The following is a 25,039-nucleotide window of genomic DNA, read 5'->3' as shown; positions in this document are numbered from 1 at the left end:
TCACCATACTTTTAGTGTCTGTCGTTGTAATCCAATTAACAGGAGCTCGCTTCGGGTAAACCTATCTCATCTTGAATGGGCAACCTCTTCACCGCCGTAAATCGGTTCTTGAGCGATGCGCGGGAATGAATCAGCATCATCGGTATCAGTTGTTCGGTCTTTCGGCCAATCCGCTTCTTGCCCTCAGGGTGCATAACGGATAACAATAATCGAAGATAGACGGTTGTGATTCTCTGGAACAAATCGGATTTCATGGGTTGTTGTTCAAAACCAAGACCATGTGTCAAACCACGGTGAAGAAGCGTAATTCCGATTAACGCTTTAACTTCATTGAACTCCGGCTGACTTGCAAACGCATCACTAATTTGCTGCATGGATTTCCGTGCAAGCCGGGCCGTCATGAGCGCCGCGCGGTCCGAGCCTTCGGATTTGATCAGAGTCAGGATCGCTTTATTATTGAGATGGAGTTCCCCAACCCAATTTCCTTTATGGATGATGGTGGAGTCCGCACATACGATACTCTCTCCGTGATGCTTCTTAATCATTACTTTGCAAATTCCAAAGTGCGATGTATGCGAGCTGCGGAAATTTGAAATCCATTCGAACCCTCTTTCCCACATCATCCAGGCAGTCTGCAAAGAGGATTTGCGTAAACGTAGCAACATGAATACCAACCTTCCCTCATTCTTATTTTAAAATAGTAAGAAAGTATAAATTTCGGCCTATACTTTGCTTATAATTCACCGGAATGAAACGCGCCCCCCGCCAAAAGACGGCGACAGCCGTTAAACCTTGATTGACTTATTTATTTGAAATCGTCTAGAAGAGCATACTCTTTCTATTCGAAATCCTTTTTTTGTTAATTTCATGATAGATGATTTATTAGGAAGCGCAAACAGACTGAGGTACTGAATGGTGCCCCGTCTGGAGACGGAGTCTGGTACGCCGAATGACCGGATTGCGCAGTTGGAACCGCTATATCTTGCGCAATGGAAAATTTGTAGTCTTGGTCTACGATACACTGGAACAAGATGATCCCCTGAAGCGACTCCGACAAGTGGAGTACGCCGCCTATCTTGAGAAACGTACGCACGGAGGGAACAAACCTAACTTCGCTTCCGCCGGAATCCCAACATGTGCCTGCAGTGTCTCGAACAACGTATTTGTTCGTTAATTGGGCAAACGCAGAAAAAAAGCAGCTGCCCCGCGGCACGCTGCTTCCTATCGCGTATTAAATTATGTACGTCTGTCCGTCCTTCGGCCACTCCACTTCTCCAGAAAAAATTTGCTTTGCGGCCTGAACGCAGGGCTCCGCGATTTGGGCGGATCCATGAAGCAGCAGCAGCTTGCCGACCTTGGCCTCTTCCGCGATCGTAGCCGCATCGATAGCACCGGAATGCAAGTAGTCATTTTTATCCGGGTTTGCGGCAATGGGTCCGAGCGCCGATTCGTGAATAAGCAGGGCGCTTCCTCTTACATGTTCGATAATCGGCGGATGGAACGCCGTATCGCCGGTAAAAGAGAACATCCGTCCACTCTTCTTATCCAGGAAGCGGTAGCATAAACCCTGAACAGGGTGAGCGGTCGGGCATGTATCGAGCCTGAAGTTCTCCTCTTCGTAGGCTTCTCCCGGCGCGAGCGGGATCAAGACCGGAGAGAGATTGGCCCAGCCATAGCGTTCGGCATGCAGAAAATCGATCGCCCGTCTCACGATAAGTTGCAAATCTTCCGCCGGTCCGATGATTTTGAGCTCTTCCAGCGGTCTGCCGCGCATCAGATAATAAAACAGCAGGGACGGCAGCGACATGTAGTGATCATGATGAAAATGCGTAAAAATCAGATACTCCAGCTGCAGCGGGTCATGGCCTCTGCTTCGCAGGTTGTCGATAACCGACCAGCCGGTATCGACCAGATACTTGTCGTTGATCAGAAAGGTCGGCGAGTCCCCGCCAACCTCGGGAACAGCACCGGAAGTGCCAAAAAAAGTAATCTTGGTCTGCTCATCGTGCATCATCATTAATTCCCCTCCGTCACAGGATGATTCTCATAAGATCATGAGCCACTTGAACTTCGCCTGGGTGCCCCGCCCCGACGATTCGCTGCAGCTCTTCCGTCTTCAAATCCCACTCATGGTGGATATGGGTGATGAGCAGATTGGAAATTTGCTGTTCTTTCAGGAAATGATTCAGCTTCTCCGGATGAATATGCCCAAACTCATGAATGACCAGATCGGCATCATGCAGGACGTGAACCAGATCCTGGGAGGACAATATATCCCCGCTGACGACTATTTTTTTGTTGTCCATATGAATCACCAGGCCGTATGCGACTGGAGCAATTTCATTGCCATGCTTATCATCTATTTTTCTCCAGGCTTCCTGAGCGAGATGCTTCGTTTTGAAAAAATTGATTTTCAGCCCGTCGCGCTCAAACAGCGTATCCTCATTATATTCGACCGCCTCAAGCTGATAAGGATAAATGTCCTGAGGGATGATGAATATGTTCTGCAGCAATTTCACTTTGCGTATCGTGCCTTCGGGGCCGTAAACCGGCAGATGCTCCGACCGGTGCGTCAGCTGCAGATCCTGAAGCAGCATCGGCAGGCCGCTTGCATGATCGGGGTGCCAGTGCGTCAGAAACACCGCTTCGATATTTTTCGGATCTTCTCCCATTTTCTTCAGCAGCATGCTCACCGGGCAGCCGCAATCGATCACATACAGCCGTCCGTCCTTCTTGATCGCCATGCTGAAATGATGGCGGTTGGCTGTCGACACCCCCGCGCTTGTACCCAATATCAATAATTCCGGCATGGCCTCCACCACTTTCGTCGGTATTTTGCTGGACGTTACGAGTCTGAGCTAAAGATTTTCACCCCGCATGATCCTTAGATTAGTTAACATCCAATCAAAAGTCAATGCATTTTATGATATATAAGAGTCAAATATTTTCATTTATTGATCATAAATAATCATTTTTTCAAAAAATTCATTTTTCCCTCGATGATTTGGCATAAATCAGTTGAATTTCATCATGGCAATGGTATATTTAATTAATCTGTTGTAAATTCGGTAACAATCAATCGTTTTGAAATCCATTTATTGAATTAGGAGCAGCCACGAAATGAAAACAAGAACCAGACATACAGAAATCATCGGGATTTTGAAGCATGAGCCGTTCAAAACCATTGAAGAGCTGTGCAGCGAGCTGAGCGTTTCACCTGCAACCGTGCGCCGCGACTTGACGATACTGGAACAATCCGGTGATATCGTTCGAATCAATGGAGGGGCGATCTATAAAAAAAAGGCGGAAGACGGCCGTCTGGAAGAAAAAAAGCCTCCCCTGCCCTTCCTGAACGAAAAAATCCGGATCGCCAGGGCTGCAGCAGAGATGGTTAAGGATGGCGACACCATCTTTATGGACGCAGGCTCGACCAATCGGCAAATCGCCGAGCATCTTGTAGGAAAGACCAATATAACCGTTATAACGAACAGCCTGGAGATCGCCTACAAGCTGCATTCCGTTAAAAATAAGAAGGACGTTTCCGTCGTGATTTGCGGAGGGACGCTTGGCGAGACGAATATGGACAGCATTGTGGGTCCTGTCGCCGAAAAAATGATCTCGATGTTCCGCGCCAATATTTGTTTCATTGGCACATCCGGCATCGACATCAAACAGGGCGTTACCGATGCCTATCTCTCGACGGCACGGATCAAGGAAAACATGATTGAACACTCCAATAAAGTGCATCTCGTTGCCGATCACAGCAAATTCGGGGTTATTACTGCCGCGTTTGTCTGCAGCATCGATAAAATCGGCCATATTATTACCGACAATTCGGCGCCTGAGGAAGACGTCCGGACTCTCAGGAGCAGAGGCATTTCGGTGACGCTTGTCTGATTGCATGATACGGTTTTCCTGCGCTTTGCGAGCCCGGTCGGGCTCTTTTTATTTGCGGTTTTTCTTGCGCAGCCAACCTGATATAGAGCTTGACCCGAGCCTGCTTGCGAAAATCGCAGCCCGGGTCAAAGCCTTAATTACGCAATCATATGGATATCAAAATGAGATGATGATCAAGGCGTATTCGGCCAGGACGCTGTATCCTTAATGCTGCTGAATACAGCCGACACCGATTTACCGGCTTCCGCGGCTGAGACGAACACACCGGCATTCAGCTCCGTACCGGCTTCATGCCATGCCCAGAAGTTAGCCGTGGTATCCTGTGTTTCGCCGGACTTGGTCGTGACGTTCAACGTCCAGTTGATTCCGTCTGAAGAAGTATACGTCCGTATCAGATTTAATGCCGGTTGACGTTCGACTTTGAGCCAAATCGGCCCCGTGACCGCCTTGTTCAGTACCTCCTCCGACCAAGGCCCGCCTTTGCGGTACTGGGCGATGAGTTGCCCATTGCGAACGAATAGTGCCGCATACACATCATCAACCCCGGTACCCTGCCGTATCATGACACCTGCGATGCCTTTCGCCGGATTGTCAGCATTGACCGATTCAAGCTTGGCCGAGATGGAGAAGGCGCCTGTCAAATCATTCCGATAGACGTAGCGCAAGCCATCCGGTGTTGTTGCGAAGCTATCCCCGCCCCCGGTTACTGTGTATTCGCCGCTGTTCACGAAAGTCGTTCCGGGCACAGCGGCGGCTGTCCCGATATCTATGCTGGACACCGTGCCGCCAATATCCGCTTCCGGTACAGCCTGTACTGCCGCAGAATGCGCCGATTCGTTGCCGCTTTGATCCACGGCGGTTATGGTCAAGGCATACGTCGTACCATTAGCAAGCCCGGCAGCTGTATAACCGGTTGCTGTTAACGGGCTGGCATTCTTTTTGACACCATTAACATACACATTATATCCCTCTAGATCGCTCTCGCTGCTCGCATTCCAGCTCAGCGTGATTTGGGAATCTCCAGCATCTGCCGTAAGTCCGGTCGGTACCGCCGGAGGTGTCGTATCTCCGGGGTCTCCCCCATCAACAGCGATAAGCGGAATAATGGAAGCCGCATTATGGGCAATATTGGCGATAACAAATTCATTTTGTACATTCCAGGAGTCGGAATAACGGTACAGAGCAGGATAACTTCCAAGTGCCGGAAACCATTTCTCACGGCGCGCGTTGTTCCATGGGTCATTAGCGAAATATGCCGGGAAATTGCCCTGCTGCAGGTCGCTGTTGGGAATACCCGGAATCATCTCGCTCCATCCGCCGTTGCCCAAGGAATATTGCGCATAATTGTACTGGGATATTTCATGCACCAGCCAGCGCGGCCTGTGCCCAGGGTCGCCCATTCCGCTTATGAAAGACTCGCTGAGCGGATTGGAGCCGAGCAGATAATTCCACGTCGTCGCGATTTGGTTTTTATATTTCTGCAGCCGGCTGACACCATAAGCCACACTCATGGGAAAAGCAACTTGACTGCCTGAAAAATACCATCCTACGCTCGTATACGTGGAATCCACCATCGGCACTCCGTATGGAGCCTGATTGTTCGCACTCATGATCGTATCAGCCCATTCCAGAATGGCATTGTAAGCGTTCTGGCGGACAGCGCCGCTCAAATTGGAATCGTTGTACAACCCAAGAAAAGCAACTAACCACGGTCCTTGATTATCCCAGGACCAACGTTTTTGTTCAGCGCCGAGATTAGCGGGAAGCTCGCTGTTGATCCATGCCAAATATTTGCTCTCTCCGGTTATTTTGTGCAGATTGGAAGCAGCAAACAGCATTTCATCGGACCAGGTGTGAATACCGGCGGTATAGACGTCATAACCCAGATTGTTGTTCCAGAATGCGTTGTCGTTTGCATGATTTTCAAAAGCCCCAAAGGCCTTCAAGGCCGCTTGTTTATAACCTTCCAGCTTGGCAGCGGGATAATATTCATGCAGCAGCGGAGTGTTGTAGGCCATAGCCAGGGCACCTGCAGCGTACAACGTTTCGGCTTTCAACGGACCTTCGGTTGCGGAGAAGAACACCCGGCCCGTCGCGCCTTCAGGAGCTAAGCCCTGTTCATATCCCCCGCCTGCCGGACGCAGGAAACGCGGGAGTGCGCCTTCTTTGGAGGTGTTCATGACGGCTTTTCTCAAATAATCCAATTCGTACACGAGCTCATCCAGGAAGTCCGGAGCGCCATTGTCCGATTCCGGAATTTCCAGAGATTCGCCAAGCGTTTCGATCTGATCAGGAAATAATTGGGCCGCCGCAAGCAGCGTGCTGGAAGTTGTCGCTACATTGATGGGATATTTGCCGCGGTCTCCTGCGTCCATATGACCGCCTACCAGATCGACACGCTGCCCCGTTGCCTGGTCGACAGCATCGTCCAGATGCGCAGCAGGACGGGTCCAATGGGTGACAGCCGGATCGTCCAAGCCATGGTCGCCGTCACGCTGCATGGTCAAACCGCGGATTAGGGTGTAACCGATATTGTCCGAATAGATGGTGCTGCTGATCTCAAAAGGAAAAGACACGCCTACACCCGGAATATACAGATGGAAGGTTCCTTCCTGTTGAAAATCAGAGAAATCCATTTCATACACATCGCTTTTGGACCATTTTTCCTGGGCGGCTGTTTTCTTCAACTCAATGTCACCGCTGTATACAGAACTGCCGTTTTGTTCATTGATGATCTGAAACGGGATCGCGTCATTGAAGGAAATGGAGCCTTGACCGGTCCACCAGGACATATAGGCTACCTTCGGGCTTCCATCTCCATAACCGACCTGGTTGACATGAATAACCGGATTCGGTTCAGACAAGTCAAAATCGGCCGGCATACCAGGGACATTAACCACAGCAGGATTTACCGTTACATTGTAGGAATGGCCTTCCTTTAAATTCGATCCGCTTGGCATCTGCAAATAGATCCGGTAGATCATGTTCAGACGCGGCGTGTCTGTAGTGGACAGATAAGGGGCATCCTCGGGGTAGTAACGATTCTGGACGGCAGCCGGGTGTATCGCGGATGAAAAATCAGGGTCGGTGCTGCTGCTGATCGAATAATAAGCGGTATTGGATACATTGGAGCTGTTATACTCTTTCTCACGCAGGTAAACTTCAATCCACTGCGAATTCATGATGGTTGCCTGGGAGCTTACCAAATCCGGCTGCGTCATTGCCTGCTCCTGCAAAGCCATGGCATTAAGAGGCACGGTTGTTGCCCCTACTGCAAGCACAACCAGGAAAATAACAGGTCTTCTTAATGAGTTCAATAACCGGTTAATCAACATTCACGATTCCTCCCGCTATAAATGAATTTTCTCACCAATCGAGTTCTTCCCCATACCTTCTTTCTTTTCCTCAAGGTGTCACATCCGAATAAAATGATCGATATCAATCACAACCTTCCATTTTTTATAATAAATGCTGAATTCCGAGTAGAATATATCAAACAAAACAATTAAGTTCAATAATAATGATTGAATTTACAATATCTAATAATCTTCTCTAACAGTTTTTGATCCAGTTTGATCATTAAGCGCAAAAAAAGCCCGCATTTATGCGGACTTTCATTAAACTCTGTATATGTTCAGCTGTTATTGGGGTCCGGGCGCCCTCCAAAAATAGGATCAATATAAATCTGGAACAGCTTGCTTCTGATTTCCTCCGCCGAATAGTTGCGATGCTGCCGGTGAAACAGATAAACATCCGGTCGAAGCGTCGCCATGATGGAGTCCGCCATATAAACGGGATCAAGCTGTTTTTCGCCGTCCGTCTCGATATACTCCTGAAACAAGCCATGGATGACTGAATGCATCAATTCATAATGCAGGGTATGAAAGGTCACGTTCTGCCGTTCCTCGGAAGTCGGCGCTTGTATGGCGGCCAGCACATGGGAATTTTCCTGAAGTGATATAAGGTGATATTCCAGAATAACCTCCAGTCGCACCCGAAGAGATTCATCGTTGTTCTCCTTAAGGTAACCTACCATCTTCTCATGATTGCGAATGCATTGCTCCTCTGATCAAATCCAGGCACAGCTCGCATTTATGGGCATAGCTCCGGTACAAGGTGCCTTGTCCTACTCCTGCCTCCCTTGCGATTTGCCGCATGCTGACATTTTCGACTCCATGTTCGGCAAACAGCTTAGACCCTTCTGCAAGATCAGCTGCCTGCGTTCCCGGGCATCCCTTCGTTCTACACGCTCCTTACGTTCCAGCAATCGCGAGCACCTCATTCCCGCACAATAGTATTGGTTCATGACCGTTCTTTCGTCCATTCACAAGAATCATCAGTTTTCCCCCTGCTCTTATCGTACAGCTGAAATTCTATTGCATCATACTCATTAATTTCTCTTGGTTAACCGACTGAAGATCAGGTGTATAAACAGTCAGCATCAGATCTGGCTCCTCCGCTACAAGGAAGCTGTTATACTCCAGTGTCAGCAGGCCCGCTGCAGCTCCTTCTTATTATACAAAATATCTCCTGGTATAAAACATGACCCCACCTCATGATGGACAAGGCGGCTGATACGGCCGATCCAAAAACGGAAAGCCCATGGTTAGCTGGACTCTTCTTGTCAGCTTGCCAGCAAAAAAGCAGCCGATTTGGCTGCTTTTATCGTATCTGTTTTATTCAAGTCTTCAAGTCAAATAAAACGATGCTCCCGGAAAGCAGCAGCCTGCCCATGGATTATACCCTTGTCGTCAATAAGATTCCACACAGTCGCCTGCATGATGTAGAATCTCCGGCCATTGCTGGAAATCCGGATTCCCGTGTAATTGTCGACATAGCCATTTTCACTGACGGCTTTAAGAAAGCTTGCCCGCTCCTCGCGCTCCATCGGCTCTGCAGTCAGTCTCGACGGGGTGATTGTAAACATGTCCCAGTCCATCTCCCACAGCTCCTGTGCCGCCAGGTTGCCGAAATTCAAGATTGGATCGGTCTCCAGCCCATGGGACAATATCACGAACGGCCCATTATACAGCTGATCGAATTCCTTGCCGGATTCGGGTGCTTTGTCCAGGAGAGATTTGCCCGTTAATCTCTCATAGCTGTCCATGATTAACCGAGCATGCTCATTCGTTGCTCCAACACCGGTATATTGCGTCATTATTATGTCCTCCCTATCCTTGCCGGTATTTGCTCAAAAAAGATTTAATATTCAAGACAAGCCTAACTCATGAACCAATGACCAGAATACAGGATTTAACGACATCGAATCTATTTCATCCCGCAGAATCAAATGTTTTATCATTTCCGGTGGTGAATAGCCCAGCGGCCTGCTCTTTAACGTGTCAATCCGATTGACATTAGGAGGAACAGTTACTATTAAAGCCCTTCACGTGACTTGTTAATCCAATTAATGAGCCACGCATTACCCCTGGATTTTTCCTCTGCAATATCCAGGTATCGTCGGGCCTTTACTTTGTCGAACGGCTTCATCTCACGCCCAAGCTGCATCCAGAGTCTTGCGTTATCCTTATCAGCCTTGAGTGCTCTTTGCATAAGAATCAGGTTTCGTTTAGTTTTTTGCATGGTATCTGTAACATCAGGATCATAGCCATCATGCAGCAGATGTATGTCCGATTTCATCTTTCGGATCTGCCCGGTATCAACATACTCATGAATCGGATCGATGTACCGCAACCCAGCCGGAAAAATCCGGAGATATGCATCCTCGTAAGTCGATGTAATCCGCCCTCCAACTGTGTTGTCATAGACGATGTATAAAGCTGCCCGATCTCCAGTCCGATCCATTCGTTCGGTGTAGGCTCTTGGTTTATCCCGGTGCTCCAGTGGCAAATAATCGTCTGCATCCACTACGAATACCCAGTCATGTGATACCAGAGAGAGAGAGAGAAGTTTCTTGCGGCGGAAAAATCCTCGATCCATTTGTAATGAAAAAGCCTGACATTTTCATGCTGTTCGGCAAAGGATCGTGCAATGTCCGTTGTCCGGTCGGTCGATCCGGTGTCCACAATAATAATTTCATCGACAGCGTCTATAATACTTTCAAGCGCCCTTAATAGGCAGCGCTCAGAATCCCTGACGATCATTGCTGCAGATATGCCCATTCTAAGCCCCCCATTTTAGCCAATCATCTAGCATGGCCTAGTTTATGTTAATGACTTGAGTCCTATTTTTTTATAAACCTCGCCAGCCACGAGGACAGCAGGTTTTCGTTTGAATCAGAATGATTTTCATGAATTGAACTGAATCAAATTTTATAACAATCTTACCATATGCTGGACGCGATGCACAGATTGGCGCTGTACTGCCGCCCCCGAGATTTACGAATAACAACAATATACTCTGTAGTGGTTATGAATGGCTCTATGTTTACGGAATCCAGATCTTGACGGTCTGTTGCCTGCTTCTCCTGCATCATAACCATCGAGAAATGCATTTAGCGGCCGCTATTTGGCACATCGGGTACTTCTATAATTGCGAGGCTTAGTTTGAATTCACTTGGAGCGTTTACAACTAGTGATATCAGGAACTTCAATAAATAGTGGCTACTCTTTTTTCACTGGCATTAAAAATGCGCCCCTTAGATTTCATCGGATAACCCATGGGATTAATCCAATATCTATTCTAAGGGGTGCACTTGTCAGTAGATAAGGAGCAGAGCCTTCCAGGTGCGCCATTTTGTCCGGGTAACGTTATATCTGATTCTATCCAATCAATGGAGCCGCTTGTCCTAAACTTCCTTCTACTTCATTGCCTTCCCTCCGCCAATATTCGATTCCGCCGAGCATCTCTTTGACTTTAAAACCAAGTCCGGAGAGGCGGGCAGCGGCTTTTGTCCCGCCATTGCAAGCAGGACTCCAGCAATAGACAACAATCACCAGATCTCTGGAAAAAGATGCGGTTGTCTCTTCATTGATTTGGTTGGAAGGAAGATTGATGGCACCCGGAATATGGCATTCCTCATAAGCCTTGGTGCTGCGGACATCGATCAGCCGGAAGCCGTTAATGCCAAGCTGTAAATCATGGCGGACATCTGCTACGTCCGTTTCGACCGATAGCTTGTTCATAAAATGCCGATGAGCATCCTCCGGCAAAGCAGCGGGCGTTTCAAGTATAAGAGATACATGGGGGGTATTATTCATATTCGTTGCCTCCGTCAGGGATTTGCATTCAAGCCGGCGAATGACTTGAATTAACTATAGCACAGCCCCTGCAAATGGAGTTATCGATAGAAATCGAAATCATAGTTCAATGATTTTGATAATTGGTTCCGAAAATAATTTCCAGAAACCCGAGAAAAGCTTTGGATTTCCACTTTTTTTTGGAGTAAACAAGCTGTGAATAGAATTTAAAATCCGGATGGACAAATGGGATGGCCGCAACCTGACCCTTCTGAATCTCTTCAACAACCACGACACGAGGCAGCAAAGCAATTCCAAGTCCATAAATGACGCACTGCTTGATCGCCTCCAAATTACCAAACTCGTAGGATAATGTATAATTTACCTGATTGCTTTTTAACGTTTTGAGCAGCAATGCCCGATACGTACAGCCATCTTCGGTCAAAATCAAAGATTCGCTTTCGAAATCTTGAACCTGAATTTCGCTATTACCGGCAAGCCTGTGGGTTGGAGCAACAATTACGACCAGTTCCTCTTCTCTCAGGATGCTGCTGTGAAGCTCGGGATCGGCAAAAGGCGGATCCATAATAATTCCGATGTCCAGAGCGCCTTCTTTTACGGCTTCAATAATAAAGGGCTCGTTTGCCGGTTGAATCGTCACACTGATTCCGGGATATTGCTGGCGGTACGATTGAAGATGGGGAGGAAGAACATAAGCTGCCAACGTTTCGATCGTTCCAATGGAGAGTGTCCCTCTGGATTGTTGTGAAACAACTTCCTTTGATTCCTCGTGAAGTCTTAATATATCGTTCACATACAACAGAAGAGCCTCTCCGGCAATCGTCAGCTTCATATTTCGTCCGAATCGCTCTACCAGAACCGTCCCATAGGTTTCCTCAAGCTTCTGGATCTGCATCGTAATGCTCGATTGGGCGTATCCCAATACTTCGGCGGCGCGTGTATAACTTCCCCATTTTGCTACCTCGCGAAAGGTTTTCAGATACGTAAATTCCAACAGCAATCACCCTTCCATGCAGCTTTTAACGTAATTAGATAATACCATTGATAGATATCCATGGTGCAATACCTGTTTTGTAAGAGTCTCTCCCGCATCGCAATTGCCGTTTTGAGAGAAGCAAAAAGCTGCCTCGCGGCAGCCTCAATTGACTCACACTATATCCGTTGAAGTAACAACAAGGGCAGCTGCTGAGCGTTACGTTAAATCATACTACAATCCCGCCATTTGAAAATGATGCTGCAGAATCAAGTTTAAAGAGATTATTTTCTTTTGGTCCGGAACTTCTTCTTATTTGTTGGAACTCCACTGGTGCAGCAGCAGGCATCCTGATCATTGCTTGTATCCGTATCCGTATCCGTATCTGTATCCGTATCTGCATCCGAATTCTCTTCATCGGAACCGGAATTCGAAGATGTAGAAAGGTTTTTGACATTTCCAAAAACGACCGTTCCTTCGTTCTTAACGATTATCACCAGCCCAATATGACAACTCATGGCAGTATCAGCGTCCTTTTCATAATATCATCAGATAATATATATATGAAAAGCATGTTTCATGCGCCATGGCTGATTCAGGAGTTACAAGAGCCCTTTTTTAATAGATATATATATGGAAGACAAAGTTTACCCTCTAATTTGCTCATATTTCTTAAGAAAATCAAGCCTTAGCCGTTTCTTCTTGTTTCAAACAGCACTTCCTAGCAGTCTTCTTCCCATTTGCCAAATGACCACACTGGTTCCCCACAGGATCAAGGCAGAGCCCAGGCCAACCACAGACATAAATGCACGGATCTGATGATCTCCCAGCATCACGTTCACCGGCACAAACAGCCAGGTTCCAATAGCGAGCAAGCATAGAAGTGCGCCTGTAACATGATAGAGTCTGACCTTGAAAAGAGAAGCCAACGGGAAGAAATGAACACCGACAATAATGGCTGTTACAAGAGGTATAAGTTCCGTGTGATGCATATTACTGCAGATGGCTGCCGAAATCCCTATTGCCGCACCCTCGGCGGCGAAAATAATATTAAACCAGATCCCTACGCGCTTGCCTCTCCTGGAATCACCTTTCATAACTTGAATGGTTAGTTTCCACGAGGCGCGTATCAACGAACCGCCGCCAACGCAGAGCACGATGCCTACGGTTACGGCAGCGGCTAACAGCACCAAAGACATTCCCCATCCTTGCAGCCCCATAATTCCCGTGTACGCCCAGAGTGTGCCAAAAACCGCCATAAATAGAACGCCCGATGCAGTTCCGCGTACTGCGGCTCCGGGAATGGTACTTGATGCTTGTGTCATAATTGAAAATCTCCCTTCGGTTTAAGTGTTTCCCGCAAAATTTCATAATGCTTGCGGTGCCTCTCTACTGACTTCATCTTACCGAAACAAGCATCACGCCGGTATTCATGAATGTAATGTCTTGCGGATGACAAATGTCATATAACGAAAGCCTTCGGTGAAGAGCCGAATTGAAGCTGACGGAACCGCTGGGCGTTTGTAGCATATGATGGAATATCAAGCGGTTGAAGAAGGAGTGAAGAATAATGCCCGTTGTAATTGGAATTTCCAATATTAATAGCGTAAGCTCCAGTTCTGTTGTTCAATACGGCGATGCTGTTCAATTGTCCCCATCCAGTACATCAAAGTCATATGCTGGTTCCGGCGCATTTTTAACTGGCTGTGTGGCCATATCCAATAACGCCCTAAGCGCCACGAACACGAATGACCCTGATGTTATAGACAACTCACAGAGCGAAATAGCAAGCGGTGTAAATTAGTTTGAACTGCATTTAGATCCCCAAGAAGAAATGGCTGAAGCTGTCCCTTGGCGGCAAAGTTAGTTTCTTCCCATAAAATATCAGAAAAGATGAAGACAAATTTATCCTTTCTGATATTTCAAGAAAGTCTGATATTATTCGGGCTTTTTTTTGTTGCACATCAAATACCCCATCAGCGGAATGGTCAAGAACCTATTCAGCGGACAATGAAAAACCTCCTGGACAGCAAAATGACGCCGGTACGGAACCGGCGTCATCCCTTCAATCGGTGGATTCTATATCTCGCAGGGAGCAGGCGCTCCTTCATACGTTGTAACGCCGTCTCTGACGACCTTGCAATATCCCGGTCTCATATGAACATCAACGAGCTGTCCCCGGTAACGGTAGCCTGTTATCGAAATGCTTCCTTCTTGAGAAGGCTGCGGGAACACGGTGAGCGTTCCGTCAGGCTTGGGCGTCAAGCCGGCCATACCGAATAAAATGGCTTCAGCTCCGCCCAGCCCTGCGATGACGTTCGCACGCTTGTGACCCGGCACGGCAGGACGGTCGCAATAATGCTCCTGAGGGTAATAGGGCAGATGCCGCCCCATCCAGAACAATCTTTTCAGCACATCCCAAGCCAGCTCAGGCTTGCAGATTTCCCACAAAGTAAGGGCAAGAACGGTGCTTTCTCCGGTATAGCTGCCTCCGCCGGACCAATCCGGATCATTCAGCTCGTAATGAACCGTATCCTCTGCCGATATGCTGCTTACGCCGTACGGCGCCAGAAACGCTCCATCGCGCAGATGAGTCAGCAGTGCGTCTGCCATATTTTCGGTGCATGCCCCCATTCTTAGCGTATCGTAAGCCTGGATCGAATATACTTCTTCCATATGTCCATCCGGATACCGGCAGAGGAACCAGCCGATTTTCTCATCCCACAGATGCTCCTTGATCGAGCTGCGGATCCGTTCCGCTTTTTCACGCCACTGGGCGGCCTCGCTATTATCCAGGTCCAGCCCTTCCGCCAGATCGGCTAACCGGTCATAGCACCACGCCCGTTCGGCATTGGGACTGGAGACCACATGCTCGTGTGCGGCGCTTCTCATTTCCAGCAAATTATGCTGCTTTCCGTAATCCAGCAGTTCATTCCAGACAGGGAGCCTTTCTTCGTCATCCAGCAGCAGCTTCCGCAGCACATCATAGAGCTCATGTCCCTCTCCATGCTGCTGCAAATTGCTCCATACCAAATTGAAGAACGACCAGAGACTGTACGCATACGGGACATCCCTGCCCTGGCCGTCAGGTGAAAATCTTGAATGCCGGGCAATCCCGCTATTAGCCATAAGCCTCGCAAACTCCAGCAATTTATCGCTTCCCAGCATCATCGCCAGCGTCCTGCCGGCATATCCTCCGGCATCCCATGGATAGCAGCAGATCCCGGCTCCCTCTATGCCCGACACGACCGGAAACGGCTGCATGGCAAATTCCGGATGCTCCCACATGCAGACCAGGCCGCTCACCAGCGAACGGCGGTAATAATCCTCAAGCCCGGGAATATCGCTGGTGAGCCGGGGGATGGATCCGCACATTCGATCGATGCGTTCCTGCCATACCGATTCCGTTCTCCGCTCCCACCGGGAGAGATCGTCGGGAGCAGCGCATGCTTCGCCGCAGGCCGACAATACGACCGCCAGCCGGAAGACGGCCTCTTGTCCGGGAAGCAGGGATGACGGTTGTATTTCTTCATTAAATAATGTCATTCGCACCTGCTCATTTTCCCAAATCCCCGTATCGACTGGCTGGACAGGCTCACCTGGGGAAGGATGACCATAATCCCAATCGCCAAGCGGCTGATAGCCGAGACGGCCGGGCACAAGCTTCGGCTTGACGCTCACTTCTATACTTCGATCGGTACGATTGCCGATCCTCACCGTCATCATAAATCCCGGCCGGTCCGCCAGCGGGACCAGAGAACTGTGCGCAGACAGCGATATTAACCGGCCGTCGACAAAGTAGTGATAGGTTCCGGTACGCTCAATCCGATCGGGACGCCACTGCGCGCCCGAATATAGAAAGCCGCAGTCCCCTTTTCCCCGATTTCCCGTATCGCTGACGAGATGGGCGTCCGCTTCAAAATCCAGCAGCAGCTCCACATCGCCAGCCGCAAACGGAGGCGAATATAAGCCTTTAATTCCCGTTACGGTATTCGCCATGGGAGCGACGGTGCTGTAACCGCTGCAAACCCATATATGATTCTCCGGAGCCAGGCTGGCCCGCAGGTCAAAAGCAAAGTCATTTAATTGATAATTCATCATGTCACCTTTCCATTTCGTATGAATGTTCGCAATCGTTGTGTACCTATACACCGAACTAGCCTTTCACCGCTCCTACCGTCAATCCTTTTACAAAATATTTTTGCAGGAACGGATAAACGAATATGATCGGACCGATACCGATGATAGCCATCGCCATCCGCACCGTTTCTGTAGGCACCTTCGCCAGCTCTCCTCCGGCTACCGAGGCATCCACCATGCCGGAATTCAAATACTGGATCTGTGTAATTACTTTGTACATCAGGTACTGCAGGCTGACCAGTTTGTCGTCGTTAATGAACACCATGCTCGTATACCAGTCGTTCCAATAGGCCAAGGTCTGGAAAAGACCAATCGTCGCCATAACCGGCAGGGACAAGGGAAGAATAATTCTGGCATAGATTCTGAATTCCCCCGCGCCGTCGATTTTGGCCGATTCGATGAGCGAATCCGGTATTGTATTCATGAAGAAAATACGCATAATGATGATATTAAAAGGCGCGACGAGCAGCGGAATAATCAGCGCCGCCAACGTGTCCTTCAATCCGGCAGCAGAGTACGTCAGGTACCAGGGAACAAGTCCGCCGTGGAAGAGCATGGTGAAAAAAACGAAAAACGCCAGGAAGTTGCGGTAAGGCATATCTTTTCGGGAAATCGGATAAGCGAACAAGGAAGTAACAATCAGGCTGATCACCGTGCCGATGACGGTCACGAGGATCGAAATTCCGTATCCGCGGACGATCTTCTCCGCATCCTTGAACAAGTACTCATATGCATACAGGGTGAAATCTTTTGGAATGATATTATAGCCGAATTCCACAATGGACCGTTCGTCCGTAAAAGATACGGACACCACCAGCAGCAGCGGAAACAAACAAGCGAGGCTGATTAACCAGAACATAACGTTCAGCGCCACATTCGAGCCTGTCGAGATTTTGTTGCTGTAATTGTACGATTGCGATTCATTGACGCGCCCTGCGGCTTCATGACTGTTGGTAGACATTCTCTTGTTCCTCCTAAAAGCTTGTGATCTAATAGCAGATAGCGAAGCGGGCGGAAGACGTTTCCGCATGCGCAGCCTGATCTATTTCAGCGGAATTTAAAACATCGCGTTTTCTTTGCTGATTCGACGTACCGCCATGTTGGTCGCAAAGACGATGATCAAGCCCACGATTGACTGGTAGAATCCGGCGGCTGCCGACATCCCTACATTTCCGGTCAGCAGGAAGGACCGGTAGACAAAGGTATCGATGACATTGGTCGTCGGATAAAGCGGTCCGGAGTTGAGCGGAACCTGGAAGAACAATCCGAAATCCGCATTGAAGATCCGGCCGACCTGCAGAATGACCATGACGATAATAACCGGAAGCATGAGCGGAATTGTGATTTTCTTGATCTGCTGCCATTTTGAAGCGCCATCAATGACGGCTGCCTCATAATATTCATGATCGATTGCGACAATTGCGGCAAGATAGACGACCATGGTGTAGCCGACGTTTTTCCACAGATTCACAAGCGGTAAAATGTAGACCCAATATTTGGGCTCGCTGTACCAGGAGATGGAATCAAACCCGAGCGGTTCGAGGATCGCTTTGTTGAGAAAGCCGAAGCCTCCGCCAATAAAGGCATATACCAGATAGCTGACGACGACGAACGAAAGGAAGTAGGGAAACAGCAGGCTGCTTTGAAAAAACTTGGCCATTTTGCGGTTCCTTAATTCATTCAGCGCGATCGCCAGGAAAATGGCGACTGCCGTGTTCAGGAAGATGAATACCGCATTGTACAGAACCGTATTGCGGGTCGCGTTCCAGGCGTCTTCCGTCTGAAACAGGTATTTGAAGTTCTCCAATCCGACCCATGGACTCCCCAATATGCCGCCGTCGAAATTATAGTTCTTGAAGGCGACAATGACCCCGAACATCGGTATATAATTGTTGAAAATCAATATTGCCGCTGCAGGAAGCAGCATCAGAAATAAAGCGCGGTATCGGAAGATTCTAAACAGAAAATTGCGTCTCATGCAGTCAAGCCCTCTCCTCTTTTTATATGTTGTACTTTCATTTTATAATTCAAGGTCAGCTTCTTGAATAAAACAATCTATGAAAGCTTTAAAATATCTATTGCCTTTCCGGGCATGCAAAAACAAGCATCCCAAACCGGCTATTGGCTGCCGGCCTGAGATGCTTGCTTGTTCAATGGAGCATTATTTTATTTGGCTGCCATGAATGCGTCAACCTGTTTTTGTTTCTCGGCCAGCACTTTATCCGAACCGGCTTTTTTCATTTTATCGAGGAAAACCGGAAGATCTTTGGCCGGGTCCATGACACCAGTCGTCAATCCGTCAATATAAGCTTCGAAAATATTAACGATAGCCGACTCTTCATTTTTTACAGGCTCCGCATCGTAGCTGAAGCCAAGCAGCGCCGACTGCGTTGCAGAGTCATTGAATGCCTGGAATTTCTCCCATTTTTGCGGGTCTTCATTATCCCACAGATAATTAAGGAACTGGTTGCCGAACATATAGTTGATACCCGGTGAATAACCGCTTCCTCCTGCCTGTACGCCATCAGGCAGTTTAATAATATTGTCGCTGGACTTCACATAGTGCTTGCCTTCAACGCCGTTAACCAGTGTATTTACCAGCTTCGCGTCCGTATGCAGCAGGTTGATGAGCATCATGGCGCGTTCGGGATTTTTGGATGTCCGGGAAATCGCGGTCATCGATCCGTTAAGGTCGCCATTGGTCGTATAAGGAGGGGTGAGCTCTACCTGTACAAGCTCATGTCCGAAGCTCGTGCTGAGCTCTGCAGCTTTGCCCGGCTTGAGCTGCTGCCACTGCGCGAACACTTTGCCTGCTTTATTCGCTGCTGCGGCGTCCTTCTTCGTAGCAGGGTCCTCCTGGAAGAATCCTTTTTGGTTCCAGCTGCGCATAAGGTTCAGTAAATCCTTCATTTCAGGCGTTTCAAACTGATTGATGATCTTCGCATTGGTGTCGCCGATCATTATTGCGCCCGGGACCTGGTTATTGCCGACAGGTTCAATCGGAAGATCGCCGACAACGTTGCGGTTGGCCCAGAACGGCGTTACATCCGGTTCATTTTCTTTGATCGTTTGGAGCATCGGCTCAAGGTCGGCAAATGTTTTGATTGTAGTCAAATCAAATTTGTATTTGTCGACCATCGATTTATTCAGAACGATGCCGAACTGGCTGGCAAGCTCTTTTTCAACCGGAATCGCATAATTTTTTCCTTTTACAGCCGTGCCCGTCAAATAAAACGGATTGATTTGCTTTTTCGTTTCCGGCGCGTACTGATCAATCAGGTCGTTCAGTTCAAGGAACGCTCCTTTGGCCACATTACCGCTGAAATTATCCCATCCTGCTGTAAACATCAGATCAAACGGTTCGCCGGAGGATACCATCAGGTTGATTTTCTGAGCCCAGCTGCCCCAGTCGATCGCATGAATTTTGACCGTTGCGTTGATTTTGTCTTTCAGCTGATTGTTTAATTCCTCTTCAACTGCTGCTGTGTCTTTTTGCTCGGTGCCCGGGTAATAGATCGACAGCTCTACCGGCTCCAGTGCCGGCTTCTCCGGTTCAGCCGCTGGCGCATTAGCATTATTCTGCGTATTGTCGCTTGGCGTATTGCTTTGTCCGCTCTCTTCCGCATTGCTGCCTGACTTGCCATTCTGCGAGCATCCTGCAAGCACCATCGTCAATACGATTACGAGAGCAAGCATACTGGTAAAAAGCCTTCTTCTTTGTTTCATTGGAACCCCTCCAGCTATGATGTAAATGATTACGGTTTCAGTATAGGTTGTTTTCCTCGGAAACTGAATTAAATAATCTATGACTACTTTTGATAATCTATTGTGTTTCGCCTAATGGCTGCCGTGGATCGAACTTGGGGTTCACATATTCGTTAAAGCTGATCAGATTTTTAGAGACGGCGTCGTCCAGCGAATGATTATATTGCCGCGACAGCTCCTCCAGAATTTCCTCCGGCGGACCAATCCCCTGCAAAATATCCCTGTACGCCTTCATGCGCAGCCCGTCGCCCAAATTTTTCGGTGAGAACGGAGTCTGCTCATTCTGCAAAATAAACTTCGGTTCCTTCGGATAAGGCGATTCTTCACGGCCGGGCAAAAATAGATCAAAGTTGTCCAGTGTCGGCTGGTACCCGGGGTCGTCGATAATTTCTTTCAAAACCGGTATCGTGTAGCCTTGCTTATACTGTGCGCCCATGAACGAGCTTGAATGGAGAAGCTTCCACAGATCAGCCGCCTCCTTCTCATGCTCCGTGTACGCATTGATGACGAACGGCGACTCCGGCGAGACCATCAGGGCTCCTTTTCCTTTATCCGACGCGGTCAATAACGGCGGCATCGCGATGCCGAGCGGAAAATTCATCGTTCTCATGCCGCTTAGAAGCGCGAAGTCGCGGTCGGTCACGAACATCATCCCGATATTCCCTTCCGAGAATTGGGTTAAAGCGGTGTCGCTCTGCAGCGATGTTTCCCCGGGAAACAAACCGCCTTCCTCTTTCATCGCCAGCATGGTTTGAAACCAGGACTCATAAACGGTGAAGTCGTAGCTTCCCTTGCTGAAATCATAATGATAGACGCCGCTGTACGTGCCCGCCATTTCCAGCGCCTTGCGGAATGCCCCGTCATCGCCAGCCGGGAGCGCAAAACCATACCTGCGGTATCCTGTTCCCGCCTTGGAAATTTGATTGGCATCGCTTCTCAATTGTTGTAAAGTAGTCGGGGGACTGTCCGGATTCAAACCCGCGCTCTTCAACAGCTCCTTATTGTAAATAAGCCGGAGCGTCATGATTTCCGATGGAATCGCATAGAAGTGGCTGTTCTCCCTTGTGTAATCCACTACCCATTTGGGGAATGGGTTCAGAAATTGGCTGTCTACGATAGTCGACAAATCGACCAGCCAGTTTTTGAAAATGTACGTTGCAAGCCACCCTGTATCGAGCTGAAACACATCCGGTCCTTCGCCTGAGGTCATCCGCATGTTCAGGATTTCGTCATACCGGTCGAGCGGAAGCTTCAATAGCTGGACGGTATAGCCGGGGTGAGCCGTATTGAATTGATTGATCAGGCTTTCCATCGGCTTCGTCTCCACATTTGATTGAACGGCAAGGGTAATCGTTTTGCTTTGCTCGTCCGCTCCTGCCTGATCTGCCGGCTGAACGGCGTTCTCCTTCTGTGAGCATCCGCTCGATAAGACAGCAGCCGTAATGACGGCAAGGAACCATTTCGATAATCGCATACGAAAGCTTTTGTTCATTTATTCGGTCCCTTCTTTTATAATATGGAGACAAGCAGACGGTAAAACGCTTTCAATCAGCATAAAATTGCTTATTTACTGACGAAGGAGGCATTACATATGTTCCGGAAATTGGCCGCCTATTATCCATTCTACCCGATCAGCTTGAAATACCGGCTGCTGCTGTACTTCCTGCTGCTGGTCATTCTTCCGACATCCATAATCTCCGTGACGATCTACAACGAATCCTACCAGACGATAACGGAAAACATCAAGGTATCCGTGCAAAAAAACTTGAACATGGTCGAAACGATGCTGCTCAAAAAATTCGAAGAGATGAACGGCATCGCCGATTCGATTTATCTGAATCCGGATATGACCGACATCCTTTCCGCCGAACGCCCCATCGATCAAGTCGGGATCTTGAATGAGCTGACCAACTTGAACAAAATCATCAACAGCTACGATTTGCCCAGAGATGACCAGCATCAATATATATCAAAGCTGTATATGATGGACAGGCCGGAATATTTGCAGTACAATTTCTCCCGGAATGTGTCCATCATCAGTCAAATCGAGACGGAGCAATGGTATGTCAAGCTGCCTCAAAAATCGCGTTATTCCATTATCGGACTTCATGCCAATTCACCCGCACAGCCCAATGTGTACACGATCATGCTGGCCAAGCGGCTGTTCGGCCTGAACAATGCGATCATTCCCTACGTCGGCCTGCTTACCATTGAAGACGACGTAGACGATTTCAACCATATACTCGACCAGCTGAAGCCATCGGTCAATAGCTCGGTGCTTATCATCGACAGCAAGGGCAGCGTCGTCGTAAGTCCCGATATGTCGCAGTTGAACCGCAACCTGTCCTCCGAGCCGTATATCCGCAAGCTGATGAACGATAAGCTTGGCCAGCAGTCCGAATCCTTCGAAGAGCAGATGGACGGCAAGACAATGCTCGTCTCCTACCGGCATATCGGAGAGTTCGACTGGACGGTCGTATCCATATCCCCCATCAACGACTTGAACGGCAAGCTTGTCTCATTCCGCAAGGTGATGTATGTCGTATTGGCGCTGTGCATGATTCTGGCCTTTCTGATCGCCCTGCTGCTGTCCAATAACATCACGAGTCCGATCCGCAAATTTATCAAATCGATGTCCTATGCGCAGGAAGGCAATTTCGATCTGCAAATCCAATATTCGCGAAAGGATGAATTCACCTACTTATTCAGTCAATATAACAAGATGATAAAGCAAATCAAGGAACTGATCAATAAATTGTACGTAAGCGAGGTCAAGAAGAAGGAAGCGGAGCTGCAGGCGCTGCAGGCGCAGATCAATCCGCATTTCCTCTACAATACGCTGGACTCGATCAATTGGATCGCGCTGCGTCACAAGGTGCCGGAAATCAGCCAGATGGTCACCTCCCTCTCCGATTTCTTCCGTTACAGCTTGAGCAAAGGGCGCAATGTCATCCGTGTCGAGGATGAATTCCGCCAGGTGGAGAGCTACTTGTCGATTCAGCAGGTGCGCTTCAAGGAGCGTCTGGAATATTCGATCGAGGTGGAGCCGGAGGTGTACGGCCATTATGCCGTCAAGCTGATTTTGCAGCCTCTTGTTGAGAACTCTCTCCTTCACGGCATTGAGAGAAGGCGCGGGAAAGGCATGATTGCCATTAAAGCCCGCAAGTCGGAGAATTGGATCATCATCGAAATCAGCGACAACGGCATTGGAGCGGATGTCGATGCGCTGAATGCCATGCTTGAAGACGACGGAAAAAGAAGCGGCAGCTCATTCGGCATGATTAATGTGAACCGCCGGATTAAACAGCTGTTCGGCGCGGAATCGGGGATTCATTACAGCCGTCATGAGGGTCCGGGAGTGACCGTCACGGTCAGGTTTCCGTGTCTGACGACATTGGAGGGAATAGTGGAAGATGCTGAAGATGATTATAGCGGATGACGAATACAATGTGAGAGAAGGCTTGAAGGAAGTCGTTCCATGGGATGAGATGGGCATCGAAATCGCGGCAGTCGCCGCCGACGGCCAGGAAGCGTTCGATCTGTGCCTGGAGCTGAAGCCGGACATTCTGCTCACCGATATCCGCATGCCGATGATCGACGGTCTCGAGGCGGCGCTGAAGCTGAAGGACCTGGGCGATCCGGTCCGGATTATTATTATCAGCGGGGCGCAGGATTTTAATTATGCGCAGACCGCTCTCAACCTGAAGGCGGACGGATATATCCTGAAGCCGATCAAAATTCCCGAGCTGCAGGAGACGGTCAGCAAAGTCGTCGCCTCCATTGCGGCCGAGCGCAGCCGGGAGGAGCTTGCCATTCGCCTCAAGCGTCAGCTGCAGGAAAATATGCCTGCGCTGCGGGAGAAATTCTTCGCTAATCTGATGCTTGGCATGTACAAGAGCGAGCTGGAGGTGCTTGACAAGCTGAATTTTTTCGAGCTTCCTCTTGATTTGTCCGGCATGCGCTGTGTGGCGGCATTCCAAATCGACGAATACGGGAAGGCCATCGAGCGGTACAACGAGGAAAACAGGCAGCTGCTGAGCTTCTCCATCAACAACATCATGGAGGAAATCGTCAACCGGCATGATGCGGGGATTGCATTCTGCATGAACGAGAATGAGTTTGTCGTCCTGTTCGATCCGGTCGCCCCCGGCACCAGCCGGCATCTCGATATCTGCCAGGAGATGATCGGTTCCATCAACGAATATTTGAAAATTCCCATATCCGCAGGGATTGGCGAGCCTGTGCGCAGCATGCTTGAACTGCACTATTCGTACCGCGAAGCCCGCTCGGCCATCGAATACAAATTTTTTACCGGCAAAAATTCAATTCTGCAAATCAGCGATTTCAAATCCAACCGTTTCGTCGTGGAATATCCCAAGCTGTACGACGACCAGAACAAGCTCATCAATGCCATGAAGCTGGGCAACCGGGAAGAGGCGACTCTTAAGGTGAACGATATTTTCGACTCTGTATGCGCAGACCGCAATTGCCCTGTCGGATATGTACAAAGCGTATGTATCGAGCTGATTAATATGGCTTCCAAATCGTTCTACGAAATGGGCGAAAGCATCGAGCTGGCCGGGGCCGACTTCTCCGCCAGATTCGGCGAGGTTTATGCGAAACGCGATGTTTCGGAGCTGCGTGCGATGCTGCTGTCGCTGTTCGGGGAATTGACCGGTTATTTTGCCGCCAAGCATAACCAGAAGAACAGCCACATGATCAATAAAATTAAAGCCATCATCTCGCAAAATTATATGGAAAACATTACGATTGCGCGGTTATCGGAGGAGGTCTTCCTGTCTCCGAACTATATCAGCCTGATCTTCAAGCAGGAGACCGGTGAAAACATTACGGAATATGTGATGAAGGTGCGGATGGAAGCGGCCAAGGAGCTGATGAAGTCGCCAGATCTGAAAATCCTGGAAATCGCCGAAATGGTCGGCTATGAGAATGCGACTTATTTCAGCACCGTGTTCAAGAAATATACCGGTATGCATCCGCAGAAATACCGGACGCTTATTCAGTCGCCTTAGAAGAGAAAATTCAAGGGCCGGCTGCGCGTACGGAAGCTGCTTCCAATGGCTGTTGTCACCAGTTTTGCTCA

20 protein-coding genes and 1 pseudogene are annotated in these 25,039 nt (G+C 48.8%); 4 read left to right on the top strand and 17 right to left on the bottom strand.

The annotated features are described in order from the left end of the window. Positions 1-35 precede the first annotated feature (35 nt). The 3 genes from AC0YOB_RS03340 to AC0YOB_RS03330 form a co-directional block, all read right to left on the bottom strand. Positions 36-665 (bottom strand): YkoP family protein, encoded by a 630-nt coding sequence (locus AC0YOB_RS03340; protein WP_475792293.1) that lies wholly within the window; start codon positions 663-665, stop codon positions 36-38. A 566-nt stretch (positions 666-1,231) separates the two neighbouring features. Next, positions 1,232-2,017, bottom strand: a complete 786-nt coding sequence (locus AC0YOB_RS03335) for an MBL fold metallo-hydrolase (protein ID WP_475791543.1) — start codon at positions 2,015-2,017, stop codon at positions 1,232-1,234. Between the two features lie 13 nt (positions 2,018-2,030). After that, positions 2,031-2,810, bottom strand: a complete 780-nt coding sequence (locus AC0YOB_RS03330) for an MBL fold metallo-hydrolase (protein ID WP_475791542.1) — start codon at positions 2,808-2,810, stop codon at positions 2,031-2,033. Between the two features lie 310 nt (positions 2,811-3,120). On the opposite strand from AC0YOB_RS03330, the gene AC0YOB_RS03325 reads away from it, so the two are divergent. After that, the gene (locus AC0YOB_RS03325) at positions 3,121-3,897 is read left to right on the top strand and encodes a DeoR/GlpR family DNA-binding transcription regulator (RefSeq protein ID WP_475791541.1); all 777 of its coding nucleotides are present in this window, start codon (positions 3,121-3,123) and stop codon (positions 3,895-3,897) included. Positions 3,898-4,070: 173 nt separating this feature from the next. Here the strand turns inward: AC0YOB_RS03325 and AC0YOB_RS03320 are convergent, their stop codons facing one another. From AC0YOB_RS03320 to AC0YOB_RS03280, 9 genes and pseudogenes are all read right to left on the bottom strand, one after another. After that, complete coding sequence (locus AC0YOB_RS03320; RefSeq protein WP_475791540.1) at positions 4,071-7,232, bottom strand: glycoside hydrolase family 9 protein; 3,162 nt, start codon at positions 7,230-7,232, stop codon at positions 4,071-4,073. Between the two features lie 299 nt (positions 7,233-7,531). Next, the gene (locus tag AC0YOB_RS03315) at positions 7,532-7,933 is read right to left on the bottom strand and encodes a hypothetical protein (RefSeq protein ID WP_475791539.1); all 402 of its coding nucleotides are present in this window, start codon (positions 7,931-7,933) and stop codon (positions 7,532-7,534) included. Positions 7,934-7,937: 4 nt separating this feature from the next. After that, positions 7,938-8,090: pseudogene (locus AC0YOB_RS03310) on the bottom strand (TetR/AcrR family transcriptional regulator); the annotation flags it as partial. A gap of 500 nt (positions 8,091-8,590) precedes the next feature. Continuing rightward, positions 8,591-9,055: an MEKHLA domain-containing protein gene (locus AC0YOB_RS03305; protein WP_475791538.1), complete on the bottom strand. Its 465-nt coding sequence runs from the start codon at positions 9,053-9,055 to the stop codon at positions 8,591-8,593. 218 nt (positions 9,056-9,273) lie between these two features. Then, positions 9,274-9,765 carry a glycosyltransferase family protein gene (locus AC0YOB_RS03300; RefSeq protein WP_475791537.1) on the bottom strand — a complete coding sequence of 164 codons (492 nt, stop codon included), beginning with the start codon at positions 9,763-9,765 and terminating at the stop codon, positions 9,274-9,276. Next, a complete protein-coding gene (locus AC0YOB_RS03295; protein WP_475791536.1) occupies positions 9,765-10,019 on the bottom strand; it encodes a glycosyltransferase in 255 nt (84 codons plus the stop codon). The genes AC0YOB_RS03300 and AC0YOB_RS03295 overlap by 1 nt, the downstream gene beginning before the upstream one ends. Positions 10,020-10,619: 600 nt before the next feature. Next, positions 10,620-11,057, bottom strand: coding sequence for a rhodanese-like domain-containing protein (locus AC0YOB_RS03290; protein ID WP_475791535.1), 438 nt, complete (start codon positions 11,055-11,057; stop codon positions 10,620-10,622). A 106-nt stretch (positions 11,058-11,163) separates the two neighbouring features. Then, on the bottom strand, positions 11,164-12,051 hold the full coding sequence (locus AC0YOB_RS03285; RefSeq protein ID WP_475791534.1) for a LysR family transcriptional regulator: 888 nt from the start codon (positions 12,049-12,051) through the stop codon (positions 11,164-11,166). Positions 12,052-12,737: 686 nt separating this feature from the next. Then, positions 12,738-13,355, bottom strand: a complete 618-nt coding sequence (locus AC0YOB_RS03280; RefSeq protein ID WP_475791533.1) for a DUF7010 family protein — start codon at positions 13,353-13,355, stop codon at positions 12,738-12,740. A gap of 245 nt (positions 13,356-13,600) precedes the next feature. Between AC0YOB_RS03280 and AC0YOB_RS03275 the strand changes: the two genes are divergently transcribed. After that, the gene (locus AC0YOB_RS03275) at positions 13,601-13,834 is read left to right on the top strand and encodes a spore germination protein (RefSeq protein WP_210046460.1); all 234 of its coding nucleotides are present in this window, start codon (positions 13,601-13,603) and stop codon (positions 13,832-13,834) included. Between the two features lie 275 nt (positions 13,835-14,109). Here AC0YOB_RS03275 and AC0YOB_RS03270 read toward each other — a convergent pair whose 3' ends face one another. From AC0YOB_RS03270 to AC0YOB_RS03250, 5 genes are all read right to left on the bottom strand, one after another. After that, a complete protein-coding gene (locus AC0YOB_RS03270) occupies positions 14,110-16,131 on the bottom strand; it encodes an MGH1-like glycoside hydrolase domain-containing protein (protein ID WP_475791532.1) in 2,022 nt (673 codons plus the stop codon). Positions 16,132-16,186: 55 nt separating this feature from the next. Beyond that, positions 16,187-17,131: a carbohydrate ABC transporter permease gene (locus tag AC0YOB_RS03265; RefSeq protein WP_210046462.1), complete on the bottom strand. Its 945-nt coding sequence runs from the start codon at positions 17,129-17,131 to the stop codon at positions 16,187-16,189. A gap of 96 nt (positions 17,132-17,227) precedes the next feature. Next, complete coding sequence (locus tag AC0YOB_RS03260; RefSeq protein ID WP_210046463.1) at positions 17,228-18,148, bottom strand: ABC transporter permease; 921 nt, start codon at positions 18,146-18,148, stop codon at positions 17,228-17,230. 188 nt (positions 18,149-18,336) lie between these two features. After that, entirely contained in the window at positions 18,337-19,896 is a 1,560-nt protein-coding gene (locus tag AC0YOB_RS03255) for an ABC transporter substrate-binding protein (protein WP_475791531.1), read from the bottom strand. A gap of 97 nt (positions 19,897-19,993) precedes the next feature. Continuing rightward, positions 19,994-21,427 (bottom strand): ABC transporter substrate-binding protein, encoded by a 1,434-nt coding sequence (locus AC0YOB_RS03250; RefSeq protein ID WP_475791530.1) that lies wholly within the window; start codon positions 21,425-21,427, stop codon positions 19,994-19,996. A gap of 99 nt (positions 21,428-21,526) precedes the next feature. On the opposite strand from AC0YOB_RS03250, the gene AC0YOB_RS03245 reads away from it, so the two are divergent. After that, a complete protein-coding gene (locus AC0YOB_RS03245; RefSeq protein ID WP_475791529.1) occupies positions 21,527-23,374 on the top strand; it encodes a cache domain-containing sensor histidine kinase in 1,848 nt (615 codons plus the stop codon). After that, on the top strand, positions 23,349-24,968 hold the full coding sequence (locus AC0YOB_RS03240) for a response regulator (protein ID WP_475791528.1): 1,620 nt from the start codon (positions 23,349-23,351) through the stop codon (positions 24,966-24,968). The genes AC0YOB_RS03245 and AC0YOB_RS03240 overlap by 26 nt, the downstream gene beginning before the upstream one ends. Positions 24,969-25,039: the final 71 nt, after the last annotated feature.

This window comes from Paenibacillus sp. JT31N17 (genome assembly GCF_056269255.1).
This window is presented reverse-complemented; position numbering and strand designations above follow the sequence as displayed.

Coding starts and splice junctions, on each gene's coding strand:
- AC0YOB_RS03335 (WP_475791543.1), bottom strand. CDS start 2,017: ATGATGATGCACGATGAGCAGACCAAGATTACTTTTTTTGGCACTTCC.
- AC0YOB_RS03250 (WP_475791530.1), bottom strand. CDS start 21,427: ATGAACAAAAGCTTTCGTATGCGATTATCGAAATGGTTCCTTGCCGTC.
- AC0YOB_RS03295 (WP_475791536.1), bottom strand. CDS start 10,019: ATGGGCATATCTGCAGCAATGATCGTCAGGGATTCTGAGCGCTGCCTA.
- AC0YOB_RS03290 (WP_475791535.1), bottom strand. CDS start 11,057: ATGAATAATACCCCCCATGTATCTCTTATACTTGAAACGCCCGCTGCT.
- AC0YOB_RS03240 (WP_475791528.1), top strand. CDS start 23,349: ATGCTGAAGATGATTATAGCGGATGACGAATACAATGTGAGAGAAGGC.
- AC0YOB_RS03260 (WP_210046463.1), bottom strand. CDS start 18,148: ATGAGACGCAATTTTCTGTTTAGAATCTTCCGATACCGCGCTTTATTT.
- AC0YOB_RS03280 (WP_475791533.1), bottom strand. CDS start 13,355: ATGACACAAGCATCAAGTACCATTCCCGGAGCCGCAGTACGCGGAACT.
- AC0YOB_RS03305 (WP_475791538.1), bottom strand. CDS start 9,055: ATGACGCAATATACCGGTGTTGGAGCAACGAATGAGCATGCTCGGTTA.
- AC0YOB_RS03275 (WP_210046460.1), top strand. CDS start 13,601: ATGCCCGTTGTAATTGGAATTTCCAATATTAATAGCGTAAGCTCCAGT.
- AC0YOB_RS03265 (WP_210046462.1), bottom strand. CDS start 17,131: ATGTCTACCAACAGTCATGAAGCCGCAGGGCGCGTCAATGAATCGCAA.
- AC0YOB_RS03325 (WP_475791541.1), top strand. CDS start 3,121: ATGAAAACAAGAACCAGACATACAGAAATCATCGGGATTTTGAAGCAT.
- AC0YOB_RS03330 (WP_475791542.1), bottom strand. CDS start 2,810: ATGCCGGAATTATTGATATTGGGTACAAGCGCGGGGGTGTCGACAGCC.
- AC0YOB_RS03255 (WP_475791531.1), bottom strand. CDS start 19,896: ATGAAACAAAGAAGAAGGCTTTTTACCAGTATGCTTGCTCTCGTAATC.
- AC0YOB_RS03340 (WP_475792293.1), bottom strand. CDS start 665: ATGTTGCTACGTTTACGCAAATCCTCTTTGCAGACTGCCTGGATGATG.
- AC0YOB_RS03245 (WP_475791529.1), top strand. CDS start 21,527: ATGTTCCGGAAATTGGCCGCCTATTATCCATTCTACCCGATCAGCTTG.
- AC0YOB_RS03320 (WP_475791540.1), bottom strand. CDS start 7,232: ATGTTGATTAACCGGTTATTGAACTCATTAAGAAGACCTGTTATTTTC.
- AC0YOB_RS03270 (WP_475791532.1), bottom strand. CDS start 16,131: ATGATGAATTATCAATTAAATGACTTTGCTTTTGACCTGCGGGCCAGC.
- AC0YOB_RS03315 (WP_475791539.1), bottom strand. CDS start 7,933: ATGGTAGGTTACCTTAAGGAGAACAACGATGAATCTCTTCGGGTGCGA.